The organism is Mesorhizobium sp. RSR565B (assembly GCF_054719465.1).
Window position 1 is genome coordinate 2082483 of record NZ_JBTTIE010000001.1, and the last position, 13446, is coordinate 2095928.

15 protein-coding genes are annotated in these 13446 nt (G+C 62.2%); 10 read left to right on the forward strand and 5 right to left on the reverse strand.

Annotated elements, in window-relative coordinates:
- Positions 1-3: 3 nt before the first annotated feature.
- The 5 genes from hisA to coaA all read left to right on the forward strand — a co-directional run bounded on the left by hisA (position 4) and on the right by coaA (position 3811).
- On the forward strand, positions 4-750 hold the full coding sequence (gene hisA / locus ACYG9R_RS09995) for a 1-(5-phosphoribosyl)-5-[(5-phosphoribosylamino)methylideneamino]imidazole-4-carboxamide isomerase (protein WP_023823985.1): 747 nt from the start codon (positions 4-6) through the stop codon (positions 748-750).
- Positions 747-1583 carry an arginase family protein gene (locus tag ACYG9R_RS10000; protein WP_023672316.1) on the forward strand — a complete coding sequence of 279 codons (837 nt, stop codon included), beginning with the start codon at positions 747-749 and terminating at the stop codon, positions 1581-1583. Before hisA ends, ACYG9R_RS10000 begins: the two co-directional genes overlap by 4 nt.
- The gene (hisF, locus tag ACYG9R_RS10005) at positions 1580-2386 is read left to right on the forward strand and encodes an imidazole glycerol phosphate synthase subunit HisF (protein WP_023823986.1); all 807 of its coding nucleotides are present in this window, start codon (positions 1580-1582) and stop codon (positions 2384-2386) included. Before ACYG9R_RS10000 ends, hisF begins: the two co-directional genes overlap by 4 nt.
- Before the next feature lie 8 nt (positions 2387-2394).
- Positions 2395-2718 carry a phosphoribosyl-ATP diphosphatase gene (locus ACYG9R_RS10010; protein WP_023672314.1) on the forward strand — a complete coding sequence of 108 codons (324 nt, stop codon included), beginning with the start codon at positions 2395-2397 and terminating at the stop codon, positions 2716-2718.
- 133 nt (positions 2719-2851) lie between these two features.
- Positions 2852-3811 (forward strand): type I pantothenate kinase, encoded by a 960-nt coding sequence (gene coaA, locus ACYG9R_RS10015; protein ID WP_023672313.1) that lies wholly within the window; start codon positions 2852-2854, stop codon positions 3809-3811.
- Here the strand turns inward: coaA and ACYG9R_RS10020 are convergent.
- From ACYG9R_RS10020 to ACYG9R_RS10040, 5 genes are all read right to left on the reverse strand, one after another.
- Complete coding sequence (locus ACYG9R_RS10020) at positions 3798-4937, reverse strand: phosphatase PAP2 family protein (RefSeq protein WP_023694619.1); 1140 nt, start codon at positions 4935-4937, stop codon at positions 3798-3800. The two genes, coaA and ACYG9R_RS10020, sit on opposite strands and share 14 nt — an antisense overlap.
- Positions 4938-4995: 58 nt before the next feature.
- Positions 4996-5712: a phosphatase PAP2 family protein gene (locus ACYG9R_RS10025; RefSeq protein WP_196813591.1), complete on the reverse strand. Its 717-nt coding sequence runs from the start codon at positions 5710-5712 to the stop codon at positions 4996-4998.
- 446 nt (positions 5713-6158) lie between these two features.
- Complete coding sequence (locus tag ACYG9R_RS10030) at positions 6159-6797, reverse strand: alpha-ketoglutarate-dependent dioxygenase AlkB family protein (protein ID WP_023823988.1); 639 nt, start codon at positions 6795-6797, stop codon at positions 6159-6161.
- 151 nt (positions 6798-6948) lie between these two features.
- Complete coding sequence (gene arfB / locus ACYG9R_RS10035) at positions 6949-7383, reverse strand: alternative ribosome rescue aminoacyl-tRNA hydrolase ArfB (RefSeq protein WP_023672309.1); 435 nt, start codon at positions 7381-7383, stop codon at positions 6949-6951.
- 86 nt (positions 7384-7469) lie between these two features.
- Positions 7470-9080, reverse strand: a complete 1611-nt coding sequence (locus ACYG9R_RS10040; RefSeq protein ID WP_023823989.1) for a phosphoenolpyruvate carboxykinase — start codon at positions 9078-9080, stop codon at positions 7470-7472.
- A gap of 346 nt (positions 9081-9426) precedes the next feature.
- Here ACYG9R_RS10040 and ACYG9R_RS10045 point away from each other — a divergent pair, with 346 nt between their 5' ends.
- From ACYG9R_RS10045 to ACYG9R_RS10065, 5 genes are all read left to right on the forward strand, one after another.
- A complete protein-coding gene (locus ACYG9R_RS10045; protein WP_010912942.1) occupies positions 9427-10128 on the forward strand; it encodes a response regulator transcription factor in 702 nt (233 codons plus the stop codon).
- Positions 10129-10213: 85 nt separating this feature from the next.
- A complete protein-coding gene (locus ACYG9R_RS10050; protein ID WP_023672307.1) occupies positions 10214-11995 on the forward strand; it encodes a sensor histidine kinase in 1782 nt (593 codons plus the stop codon).
- A gap of 12 nt (positions 11996-12007) precedes the next feature.
- The gene (locus ACYG9R_RS10055; protein WP_023687429.1) at positions 12008-12469 is read left to right on the forward strand and encodes an HPr kinase/phosphorylase; all 462 of its coding nucleotides are present in this window, start codon (positions 12008-12010) and stop codon (positions 12467-12469) included.
- Positions 12470-12633: 164 nt separating this feature from the next.
- Positions 12634-13035 carry a PTS sugar transporter subunit IIA gene (locus ACYG9R_RS10060; protein WP_023672304.1) on the forward strand — a complete coding sequence of 134 codons (402 nt, stop codon included), beginning with the start codon at positions 12634-12636 and terminating at the stop codon, positions 13033-13035.
- A complete protein-coding gene (locus ACYG9R_RS10065) occupies positions 13032-13322 on the forward strand; it encodes an HPr family phosphocarrier protein (RefSeq protein WP_023672303.1) in 291 nt (96 codons plus the stop codon). Before ACYG9R_RS10060 ends, ACYG9R_RS10065 begins: the two co-directional genes overlap by 4 nt.
- Positions 13323-13446 lie beyond the last annotated feature (124 nt).

The following is a 13446-nucleotide window of genomic DNA, read 5'->3' on the forward strand; positions in this document are numbered from 1 at the left end:
ACGGTGATCCTGTTTCCGGCCATCGACCTCAAGGACGGCAAGTGCGTGCGGCTGAAGCACGGCGATATGGCGACCGCGACCATCTACAATGACGACCCTGCGGCCCAGGCCAAGGCCTTCGAAGAGCAAGGGTTTGAATGGCTGCATGTCGTCGACCTCAACGGCGCCTTCAAGGGCCAGAGCGTCAACAGCGCGGCGGTCGGCGCCATCCTCAAGGCGACGAAAAACCCGGTGCAGCTCGGCGGCGGCATCCGCACGCTGGCGCAGATCGAGGACTGGCTCGACCGCGGGCTGGCCCGCGTCATCCTCGGCACGGTGGCGGTGCGCGATCCCGACCTGGTCCGGGAAGCCTGCAAGGAATTTCCTGGAAAGATCGCCGTGGGCATCGACGCCAAGGACGGCAAGGTGGCGGTCGAAGGCTGGGCCGAGGCCTCCAGCCTCGGCGTCATCGAACTGGCGCGGAAATTCGAAGGCGCCGGCGTTGCCGCCATTATCTACACCGATATCGACCGCGACGGCGTTCTGACCGGCATCAACTGGGATGCCACGATCGATCTCGCCGACGCGGTGTCGATCCCGGTCATCGCCTCGGGCGGGCTGGCCTCGATCGCCGACATCGTGCGCATGACCATGCCCGACGCAAAGAAACTCGAAGGCGCCATCTCCGGCCGCGCGCTCTATGACGGGCGCATCGATCCGGCCGAGGCGCTTGCGGTGCTGCAGGGCAAGGCGATGGAGACCCGGCCGTGAAAATCTCCATCATCCTGGCCTCCTATGACAGCGGCCACTATCACGGCGGCATGGGCCGAGGCCCGGATGCACTCATCGCCGGCGGGCTTGTCGACGCGCTGACGCTCTCCGGGCATGACGTCGTCGTCACCGATATCGGCAGGGTTGGCGACGAACAGCAGCGCGAGATCGCCACCGGCTTTGCCGTGTGCGGTGCCCTCTCCGGCGAGGTCCGCATCGCCATAGACCGCGGCCGGTTTCCCATCGTGCTGGCCGGCAATTGCCTGACATCGGCCGGTGCGGTTGCCGGCGAGGATGCCGATGCGATCATCTGGGCCGACCAGCATGGCGATCTCAACACCCCGGAGACGTCCATCTTCGGCTTTCTCGATGGCATGGCGCTGGCCACGGTTCTCGGCCTGTGCTGGAAGCCGATGGCCTCGGCCATCCCCGGCTTCAGGCCGATCGATCCGGCGCGCTGCGTGCTGGTCAACGCGCGCGATCTCGATCCGGCCGAAACGGAGCTGCTGAAGACGTTGCCGGTCATCCGCACCGAATGCCCGGACTGGGCCACGGCGTGCGGCAGGCTGAAGGCGCCGGATGCGAAGCGGGTGCACCTGCATCTCGATCTCGACGTGCACGACCCCGGGGCGCTGCAGGCCAACCGTTACACCACGCCCGGCGGCCCGGAGCCGAAACAGCTGCGCCAGGCTGTCTGCGGCATGGCCGGCCTGCTGCCGATTTCCGGCATCACCATTTCCGCCTACGATCCGGCGTTCGATGCGCAGGCCGAGGTTCCGCCGCTGGTCGGCGAACTGCTCAGCGAGTTGCTGGCGACGATGGAGAAGGGCTGATGCTGAAGGCCCGAGTCATCCCTTGCCTCGACGTCAAGAACGGCCGCGTCGTCAAGGGCGTCAATTTCGTCGACCTCATCGATGCCGGTGATCCGGTCGAGGCGGCCAAAGCCTATGACGCGGCCGGCGCTGACGAGCTTTGCTTTCTCGATATCACCGCGTCGTCCGACAACCGTGAAACCATCTTCGACGTCGTCGCCCGCACCGCCGAACAATGCTTCATGCCGCTGACCGTCGGCGGCGGCGTGCGCCAGGTGGCCGATATTCGCAAACTGTTGCTGGCCGGCGCCGACAAGGTGTCGATCAACACTGCGGCGGTGAAGAACCCGGATTTCGTCGCCGAAGCCGCCGACAAGTTCGGCAACCAGTGTATTGTCGTCGCCATCGACGCCAAGAGGGTGTCGGCGCCAAATGAGGCCGACCGCTGGGAGATCTTCACCCACGGTGGCCGCGAAAAGACCGGCATCGATGCGGTCGAGTTCGCGCGAAAAATGGTCGATCGCGGCGCTGGCGAGATCCTGCTGACCTCAATGGACCGCGACGGCACCAAGGCCGGTTTCGACATTGCGCTGACCCGCGCGATAGCGGATGCGGTGCGCGCGCCGGTGATCGCGTCGGGCGGAGTCGGCACGCTCGATCATCTGGTCGAGGGCATTCGCGACGGCCATGCCGGCGCCGTGCTCGCCGCCTCGATCTTCCATTTCGGCACTTACACGATTACGGAAGCCAAGGCGCATATGGCCGAGGCCGGGCTGCCGATGCGGCTGGACTATCCGGTTCAATCCACTCCACAAAGGCTGTAGACTGCGCCATGGCTGAATTTTCGCTGTCCGATCTGGAAACGATCATTGGCGAACGCGCCCGTTCCGGCGACCCGGACTCGTGGACGGCAAAACTGTTCGCCAAAGGCATCGACAAGGCGGCGCAGAAGCTTGGTGAAGAGGCAGTCGAGACGGTGATTGCCGCCGTCAAAGGCGACAAAAATGCCCTCGTTTCCGAAAGTGCCGATCTCATATATCATTGGCTCGTCGTGCTTGGCATGGCCGGCGTTTCGCTGGGCGAGGTGCTGAAGGAGCTTGAGGGCCGTACCGGCCGTTCGGGCGTCACTGAAAAGGCATCCCGGCCGAAAGGCTGACCGCGAGAGCCGGATGATTTCGGGCCGAGGCCTTAAATCTGAATCCGTCTCTAAATTGATAGAGGGGAGCATGATGTCGCCCGAAAACCGCTTCACACTTTTCGGCCTCATGCTCTAGAGGGCAGGAAACTCGATGGACCAGCTCGCTCCGACCGAGAAATATTCCCCCTATCGTTTCTTCTCGGCCGAGCAATGGTCGAACTTCCGCGCCGACACGCCGATGACGCTGGGCGAAGACGAGATCAACCGTCTGCGCTCACTGAACGATCCGGTCGACCTGGAAGAAGTCAAGCGCATCTATCTGTCGCTCTCGCGGCTGCTTTCGGCGCATGTCGAGGCCAGCCAGTTGCTGTTTCGCCAGCGCCAGGCCTTCTTCAACGCGCTGGATGTGGTCAAGACACCGTTCATCATCGGCATTGCCGGTTCGGTTGCGGTCGGCAAATCGACCACGGCGCGCGTGCTGAAGGAGCTTCTGGCGCGCTGGCCGTCGAGCCCCAAGGTCGATCTCATCACCACCGACGGGTTCCTGCTGCCCAACAAGGTGTTGCGACGCGACAATCTGATGGAGCGCAAGGGCTTTCCCGACAGCTACGATGTCGGTGCGCTGCTGCGTTTCCTCTCGGGCATCAAGTCGGCCCAGCGCAATGTCCGCGCGCCCGTCTATTCGCATTTGACCTATGACGTCATTCCCGGCGAGTTCGTCACCATCGACCGGCCAGACATTCTGATCTTCGAAGGCATCAACGTTCTGCAACCCGGCAAATTGCCGAAGGACGGCAAGATAGTGCCGTTCCTGTCGGATTTCTTCGATTTCGCCATTTATATCGACGCCGACGAAAAGCTGATCCACCAATGGTACATCGCCCGCTTCATGCGCCTGCGCGAGACGGCCTTCCGCAATCCGGACTCCTTCTTCCACCGCTATTCGCAGCTTTCGGAAGACGCCGCGCGTGCCATTGCGGAAGGCTTGTGGGCCAACATCAACCTGAAAAACCTGCGCGAGAACATCGTGCCGACACGGGCGCGGGCCGACCTCATCCTGCGCAAGGGCGCCAATCATCTGGTCGAGGAAGTGGCGCTCAGGAAACTGTGACCGCCGCCTCCGGGCTGGTCGCGATATCGGCCGATTGCGTATCCTGCGCCGGTCGCCGGACGTAGCGCCGGTCGGCCGGGACGAGTTTGCGCGCCGCGACATAGACAATCACCGAGACAGCAGCTGCGGCATAGCCGTCGATTGCATAGTGCCACGCCAGATAAACCGAGCTGACGGCAACAAAGGCCACATAGACAAACGCTACAGCGCCGAGACGGCGATTGTACTCCCATGCAAAAAGTGCGTTGAGCATCGCCAAGCCGACATGCACGCTGGGAAAGGCCGAAATGCCTGACGCGAAACCGGTCTGCCTGGCCTCATGAAGCCTCCACAAATATTGCTGGTAGGAAACAGCGGAATTGGAGGATTCGGCGCCGCGGGCCAGGAATGCGAGCTGTTCGCCAAACCGCGCCGTGTCGCCCGTGACCATCCCGTAAAACGCCGGACCAGCCGACAGGAACAGTCCAGCCAATATGTTGCCGACGACGATCCAAACCACCATGAAGCAGATGACATAGCGCGTTCGAACCGACGCCGTCCGGGGCGATGTCGCGACGAAGAACAAGGCGCCAAAATTGAGGACAAACCAGAATACGTTGTAATTCCACTCGATGGCAGCCCGCACGAAATCGTTTTTGGCCACCAGATAGAGCCAGCGCCACGGATCGGCGCCGAAATGCAGGAACGCATCGATGTCGGCATGCAGCACGTCAAATGGAAAGCCGTCCTGCCAGACCGGCATTCCGTTCTTCACCGAGGTGAATGTGCCTTGAAAGATCATGAGCGCCATGAGGAGGCATAGACCCGAGAGCGAATATGCCAGCCGCGATGTCGAGAACACATATTTCGCCGCCAGACGGCGCCTGATGTCGGTGCGATGTATAAGCAGGCTTATGTCAACAATAATGGCGAAGGTCGGCAGCATCAGGCCGTTCAACAATATCCACCGCCCGAAATATATCGAATACGCGCTGCGGTCGGCCGCGCCTATTGCATACAGAAAAACCAGTCCGGCCAATGTGTAGACGACGATGAACAGATAAACGCCTGAATCCCGGCGAATCAGCGGGATCGCTTGTTTGATGACTGCCCACAACTGACGGAAAACCACACTGCTCTTTGTCATTGTCCCGAGCCGACGTTGCAATGCCCGGGCACTTTATAAGGAAAATCTGTAGAATCGGTTAGTGCTGTGCGAGGACGCGCTCGCTCAAGAACGTGTCGTCATTCGCCAGCCCCAATTTGCCACAGCCCCACCAGATGGCGAGCGCCGCGGCAATGCCGACAATTCCGTCCACGGCATAGTGCCACCCGAGGTGAATCGAGCCGAAGAACAACAAGACGCCAAAGGCCAGCATGGCGTGACCGAACCTGCGATCAATTGAGTACGCGACAGCCACAAACAGCGCCGCCTGCGCGTTGTGCATGCTGGGCATGGCCGAAATGCCACCGGGCAAATCGACACGGCCAGTATAGACCTCCCAAAGAAAATCCTGTGTCAAGGATGACGACAGCGGATAGATCGAGGCAACCTCGTCGAGATAGCGCATCAGATCGGCATATGGCGAGGGTGCGCCCGGCACCATTTCCGCAAAGTAACAAGGTCCTGCCGAGGAGAACAACGTTGCTATGACCAGGCCGATCAGGATCCACGAAATGACCGTCGCCCGCCAGTAGCGAAGGCGGATCCGCTCAGGCACGCGCGGACTGACAAGCAACCCCACCCAGAACAAGAACACCAGCAGCATCCACAGAGTGTACACTATGTCCAACAGGCGAGTTACCCAAGGCATGCCGACGACCGGCTGAATGATTTGCCACGCCTGATTCCCACCCAGGAGATTTGCATCCCAGTGGGAGAAAGTTTCGTCCCACTGGAAGGGGGCGACAATCGGAATCATCATTTTGTTGTAGAGGAATCATGAAGAGAGCCAACACGACGCTAGCGCAGAAACCCCGCGCAAGGGTATTCGACATGCCTCCGAGGGAAGCGACCGCGATGCTGACTGGTGACCCATGGCGACCCTGAACGAGCGCGCAGGAACCAACCACGGCAACAAGGATAGAGCCCAGCAAAGGCAAAAAGCGCACAATTCGACCGGTATATTCAACAATATGGGGCAGGATCGAATCGCCCCTGATTGTCGCGATGAGAAAGGTCAACACGACAAATGCGAAGATCATTGCACTGCGGCGGCCCTCACGCGCGAGCCATGCGGGAAACCGGTCCACATGCGAAGGACTTTGCACGATTTCAGAGGAAGCCATAGGAACGGCCCCAATCTTTTTGAGAACATTCCTTTGTGTCGCACCTATACTTTAACAAACAGTAAGTCGAAGAATACCTCTACTGCTCCAGGGTACGGTTGACCCGCCGCAGCGTCAGATTGATCCGGCCGCCATTTTTCAGCAGCGCCGAGGTCGACGGATAGATGCGGTCGACGCCGTGGAAGCAGAGCCGGCCTTCGCCGCCGAGCACGACGACGTCGCCGCTTTTCAGGCGGAACGATTTGGTACCGCCGTCGCGTGTGGCCCCCCTGCCCGTCACTTGGCCGACCCGGAACAGGCAATCGTCGCCAAGTGACACCGAGACCACTGGGGCCGAGAAATCGGCTTCGTCGCGATCCTGGTGCAGACCCATTTTGGCGTCCTGCGTATAGAAATTGACCAGGCAGGCCTCCGGCGGATTCGGATAGGCGGCGACCTCCCGCCACAATTGCAGCAGCGCGTCCGGGATCGGCGGCCATGGCTCTCCGGTGAGTGGGTGCGTTGGCTGGTAGCGATAGCCCAGCTCCTTGTCGGTGACCCAGCCGAGCGTGCCGCAATTGGTCATGCGCACGCTCATCTCCTTGCCGGTCCGCGGCATCGCCGGCACGTACAGCGGCGCCCGCTGTACAATTGTCCTCACCTCTTCGACCAGCGCTTCCTGCGCCGCGCGGGACAGATAACCAGGCAAGTGGCGGACGCCTTTGGGCAGAACGAGCATGACTTCGCCTCCGGTTGATACTGAAACCATGCCACCGCCAATCAGAAACGGCGACCCGAAAGCCACCGTTGTCGGCCTCCCTTTCTGTGGCAATGGCGAAACCTTGCGGCTGCGGCAGGGGAGGCCGCTTTATGCGCAGTCGGCGCGGTCCTTAGTCGTTCTCTACCCGGCCGCGCAGCTTTTTGATCGTGCCGCGCCCTGCCTTGCTTTGCAGCCGCCGCTCCACCGAGCCTTTCGACGGCCTGGTCTTCTTGCGCGGCGGCGGCGGCGGTTCCGCGGCCTTGGCGACCAGCGCCGTCAGCCTTGCCCGGGCATCGGCCCGGTTCTGCTCCTGGGTGCGGAAGCGGCCGGCCTCGATGACGATGACGCCGTCCTTGGTGGCGCGCTGGCCGGCGAGCTTGATCGTGCGCGCGCGCACGCGTTCGGACAGGCCAGCTGCATTGGCGGCGTCGAAGCGCAATTGGACGGCGGTCGCCACCTTGTTGACGTTCTGGCCGCCGGGACCCGACGAGCGGATGAAATCCTCGTGCAGGTCGCCCGGATGGATTACGGCTTCGTCTGATATGATGATGTCGTCGATAGGCATGCCGCAGTCATGGCGCGGCGGACCAAAAAAGAAAAGGCCCGATCGAGACCGCGCCTTTCAAGGATGCTTCGGTGAAGATGCCTGGACTATTCCGCAGCTTCCTGCAGGCGGGGTGCTGCGCCGAGCACGACGGCATCGACATGGCTCTCGAATTTCTCGAAGTTGACGGCGAACATGCCGACCAATCGCGCTGCCTGCCGGTCATAGGCTGCCTTGTCGGCCCAGGTCGAACGCGGGTCGAGAATGGCGCTCTCGACGCCAGGCACAGCAACCGGCACCTCGAAGCCGAAATTGGCGTCAGTGCGGAAACCGGACGCCTTCAGCGAACCGTCAAGCGCTGCGGCCAGCAAGGCGCGCGTCGCCTTGATCGGCATGCGCTTGCCGGTGCCGTAGGCGCCGCCGGTCCAGCCGGTGTTGACCAGCCAGCAATCGGCGCCGTGGCGGGCGATCAGCTCGCGCAGCAGATTGCCGTATTCCTTGGGGTGGCGCGGCATGAACGGGGCGCCGAAGCAGGTCGAGAAGGTCGCTTCCGGCTCGGTAACGCCCTTCTCGGTGCCGGCCACCTTGGCGGTGTAGCCGGAGAGGAAGTGATACATCGCCTGCGCCGGGGTCAGCCGTGCGATCGGCGGCATGATGCCGAAGGCATCGGCGGTCAGCATGATGATGTTTTTCGGGTGGCTGGCCCGTCCGCTCTTCGAGGCATTGGGGATGAAATCCAGCGGATAGGCGCAGCGCGTGTTTTCGGTGAGCCGGCCGTCGTTGAAGTCCGGCACGCGGTCGGCGTCGAGCACGACATTTTCCAGCACCGTGCCGAAGCGCTGCGTGGTGGCGAAAATCTCCGGCTCGGCCTCGGCCGACAGCCGGATCGTCTTGGCGTAGCAGCCGCCTTCGAAGTTGAAGATGCCGTGCGGTCCCCAGCCGTGCTCGTCGTCGCCGATGAGCGTACGTGACGGATCGGCCGACAGCGTCGTCTTGCCCGTCCCGGAAAGCCCGAAGAAGATCGCCGCGTCGCCGGCCGCGCCCTCATTGGCCGAGCAGTGCATCGGCATGACGCCCTTTTCCGGCAGCAGATAGTTGAGCATGGTGAACACCGATTTCTTCATCTCGCCGGCATAGGAAGTGCCGCCGATGAGCACGATCTTGCGGGTGAGATCGACCGCAATCACCGTTTCGGTGCGGCTGCCGTGGCGGGCCGGATCGGCGCGGAAGGACGGCAGGTCGATGATCGTCATCTCCGGCAAGAAACCCTCGAGCTCGGCGGCCTGCGGGCGGATCAAAAGATTGCGGATGAACAGCGAGTGCCAGGCGAATTCGGTGATGACCCGCGTCGGCAGCTTCAGCTCGGCATCGGCGCCGCCGACGAGGTCCTGCACATAGAGATCGCTATTCGCGGCGTGGACAAGGAAATCGGCGAGCAGCATTTCGAACTGGCCCGCCGAAATCGCCTTGTTGTTGTCCCACCAGACATGGGGCTCGGTGGCGCCATCGCGGACGACAAACTTGTCCTTGGGCGAGCGGCCAGTGTGCTGGCCGGTCTCGGCAAGCAGCGCGCCGCCGGCGGTCAACCGGCCCTCGCCACGACGGATCGCTGCCTCATAAAGGGCGGCCGCACCAAAATTATAATGCACCGTGCCGGTGGTTTTCAGGCCGATACGATCGATCGCGCAAGCAGAATTGCGTTTGCCGACTTCCGACATCAAGGGTCCCTTCTTCTGGATTCGCCGCACTTTGCCGGCGCGTTTCCGGCGAGCCCGCGTTAGGGGCTGAGACGGTGAGAACCAGAAAACTCGAATGATATCAAATCATTAATCGATTTAAAAATTTTGAAAGTTGTTTAAATCGTTTATATGTGCAAAAAATCACGGTGGTTGCCCAAAGGATTGGCACACAGTGTTCGTCCAACCCGTGTAGAGGTTCCGATGGGGCCGCCGGCAAGCCGTCCGCGACAGCGGGTGGAGCCTGTGCCACATTTTGTACCTAATTTGTCCTGCAAAAGCCCCTTCTCTAAGACAGAAGGGACAGCTCATGAGGGAGCCGCTTGAAATGGCAACAATCGCGCTTGTCGATGACGACCGCAACATTCTGACATCGGTGTCGATCGCCCTCGAGTCCGAGGGGTATCGCGTCGAGACCTACACGGATGGTGCGTCGGCGCTGGAAGGCCTGGCGGCGCGGCCGCCGAATCTCGCCATCCTCGACATCAAGATGCCGCGCATGGACGGCATGGAGCTGTTGCGCCGGATGCGGCAGAAGTCCGACCTGCCGGTGATCTTCCTGACCTCGAAGGACGATGAGATCGATGAGCTTTTCGGCCTCAAGATGGGCGCCGACGATTTCATCCGCAAACCGTTCTCGCAGCGCCTGCTGGTCGAGCGGGTGCGCGCCGTGCTGCGCCGCGCCAGCGCCCGCGAAGCTGCGGCAAAGGCGCCCAGCCAGCAGGCCCGTTCGCTGGAACGCGGCCAGCTCGTCATGGACCAGGAACGCCATACCTGCACCTGGAAGGGCGAGCCGGTGACGCTGACGGTCACCGAATTTCTCATCCTGCACTCGTTGGCGCAGCGCCCAGGCGTGGTAAAAAGCCGTGATGCGCTGATGGATTCCGCCTATGATGAGCAGGTCTATGTCGACGACCGCACCATCGATAGCCACATCAAGCGGCTGCGCAAGAAGTTCAAAGCCGTCGATGACGACTTCGAAATGATCGAAACCCTTTACGGAGTCGGATACCGGTTCCGCGAAGCTTGAGTTGATGCATGTCGCCCAAAAGTGGTCGCGGTTTTTGGGACGACGACATGCATAAAACCAAAGACTAGGCGGGAGCTGCTATTCGATGGCAGTGGATGTACAGCGGAGCAGACGAACGAGCGCTGTCAGGCGGTCGCGGATTCTGCCCGCATTCCTGTCGAGGTTGACGGTGCCGATGCGCCGCTTCCTCGGCCACCACATCTTTTCCAGCCTGACCCGGCGCATCCTGTTCCTCAACCTGGCCGGCCTCGCCGTGCTGGTCACCGGCATCCTCTATCTCAACACCTTCCGCGACGGGCTGATCGACGCCCGCGTCGAAAGCCTGATGACGCAGGGCGAGATCATCGCCGGCGCCATTGCCGCGTCGGCAACGGTCGAGACCGATTCGATCAGCATCGATCCGGAAAAACTGCTCGAACTGCAGGCCGGTGAAAGCCTGGGGCCGGGCTCCGACCAGCTCGACAATCTGGATTTCCCGATCAACCCCGAGCGCGTCGCGCCGGTGCTGCGGCGGCTGATTTCGCCGACGCGCACCCGGGCCCGCATCTATGACCGCGACGCCAATCTGCTGCTCGATTCGCGCCATCTCTACTCGCGCGGCCAGATCCTGCGCTACGACCTGCCTCCGGTCGAGGACGAGCAGCCGGATATGCTGGAGCGCGTGCAGAAATTCGTCTTCGACTTCTTCCGCAACAAGGACCTGCCCGTCTACCATGAGCAGCCCGGCGGCAACGGTGCGGCCTTCCCGGAAGTGGTCAAGGCGCTGACCGGCAGTCCGTCGACGATCGTGCGGGTGAGCGAACAGGGCGAGCAGATCGTTTCGGTGGCGGTGCCGATCCAGCGCTTCCGCGCCGTTCTCGGCGTGCTGATGCTGTCGACGGAAGGCGGCGACATCGACAAGATCGTCGCCGCCGAGCGCAAGGCTATTTTGCGCGTGTTCGGCATCGCCGCCCTGGTCACCGCCATCCTGTCGATGCTGCTCGCATCCACCATCGCCAATCCGCTGCGCCGGCTATCGGCGGCGGCAGTGCGGGTGCGGCGCGGCGTCAAGAGCCGCGAGGAGATCCCCGACTTTTCCGACCGCCAGGACGAGATCGGCAATTTGTCGGTCGCAGTGCGCGACATGACCAATGCGCTCTATGCCCGCATCGAGGCGATCGAAAGCTTCGCCGCCGATGTCTCGCACGAGCTGAAGAACCCGCTGACCTCGCTGCGCAGCGCGGTGGAGACCTTGCCGCTTGCCAAGAACGACAATTCACGCGGCAGGCTGATGGAGATCATCCAGCACGATGTCCGGCGTCTCGACCGGCTGATCACCGACATTTCCGATGCCTCGCGCCTAGACGCCGAACTGGCGCGTGAGGATGCCGCCACGGTCGATTTGAAGAAATTCATCACCGATCTCGTCGCCGTGTCGCGCGAAGCGACGCGCAACAAAAAGGCTGTCGAGATCGAATTCAAGGCCGCCAAGCTGCCGCAAGGCGTCAAAGGCTATTTCGTCACCGGCCATGATCTGAGGATCGGCCAGGTCATCACCAATCTGATCGAGAATGCCCGCTCCTTCGTGCCGGAGGACCACGGCCATATCGCCATTTCCCTGGCACGCTCGGGCAAGGTCAACATCGTCACCGTCGACGACAACGGCCCCGGAATCCGCGCCGACGCCATCGACCGCATCTTCGAGCGCTTCTACACCGACCGCCCGGCCGGCGAGGCGTTCGGCCAGAATTCGGGGCTTGGCCTGTCGATATCCAGGCAGATCGTCGAAGCCCATGGCGGCACGCTGACCGCCGAGAACATCCCCGGCACCAAGCCCGGCGACATCAAGGGCGCGCGCTTCGTCGTTACGCTGCCGGCCGAAGGCTGATCGCGGCTGCGCATGCCCGATCCCACCGCGGAACCCGAGAACATCCATGCCACCGCAGTCCTGATTGGCGAGCGGGGCGTCCTGATCACCGGGCCGTCCGGCTCGGGCAAGACAACGCTGGCGCTGGCGCTCATCGACCATTTCAGCCGGCTCGGGCTGTTTGCGCGGCTGATCGGCGACGACCAGCTGTTTGTCGCGGCGCGTTTCGGGCGGCTGGTCTGCCATGCGCCCGCCAGCATTGCCGGCCTCGCAGAGGTGCCCGGACTTGGTCCGAAGCCGCTTTTGTTCCAATCTGTGGGAGTCATCGACCTTACGATCCAGCTGGTTGCCGCTAACGCTGTGGAGCGTTTCCAGGAAGAGTCGAGCGCGACCATTGCCGGCTGTGTGGTGCCGCGCATCGACCTCGTTCAGCGCAACGTCACTGCGGCTTTGCCGGCGGTAATGGCGCGGCTGGCGATTGCGCCTTTCGTATGATCCGCCGCCGGTTTTTTGCTGCAATGCGTCAAATTGGCCATGGCCGACGCAATTTTGGGCTTGTCAACGCGCCGCGCGTCGACAAGATAGCGCTCCCGCCGCCTGGGATGGCCGGCGAGCATAAAAAGCGCCTGTGAAGCGGCGATGACGGGAGCCACCATAGAATGATCGGACTCGTGCTTGTAACGCACGGTCAACTGGCCGCCGAGTTCCGCCATGCCGTGGAACATGTCGTGGGGCCACAAGACAATTTCGAAACCGTGGCAATCGGCGCCGATGACGATATGGAGCAGCGTCGGCGCGATATCGTCGACGCCGTCGGCCGCGTCGACACCGGGACCGGCGTCATCGTTCTGACCGATATGTTCGGCGGCACGCCTTCCAACCTCGCCATTTCGGTGATGGAATCCGGTCGCACCGAGGTCATCGCCGGCATGAACCTGCCGATGCTGATCAAGCTGTCGTCGATCCGCAAGGGCGACAACATGGCGACCGCGCTCGACGAGGCGCAGGCCGCGGGGCGCAAATACATCAACGTCGCAAGTCAGCTGCTGAGCAGCAAATGAACGCGCTGTCGCCCGGTGAGATCGTGCGCGAGTTCCCGATCGTCAACCAGCGCGGCCTGCATGCGCGCGCCTCGGCGAAGTTCGTCCAGGTCGCCAGCGGCTTCGACGCCACCGTCCATGTCGAGAAGGATGGTCTCAAGGTCGGCGGCACCTCGATCATGGGGCTGATGATGCTGGCGGCGAGCCCCGGTTATTCGATCCGCGTCACAGCCAGCGGCGCTGAAGCCGCAGCGGCGATGGACGCGCTGGAGCAGCTGGTCGCCTCGCGCTTCGGCGAAGAGTGCTGAAGCTCTTTTTTGTTTGAGCATGATCTTGTCCGAAACCGGCTTCCACTTTTCGGGATCATGCTCCGCAAACACATGCGCGCATAAAGATTTCTTTATATCCCATTGTCGTCTTGGCGGCGATCTG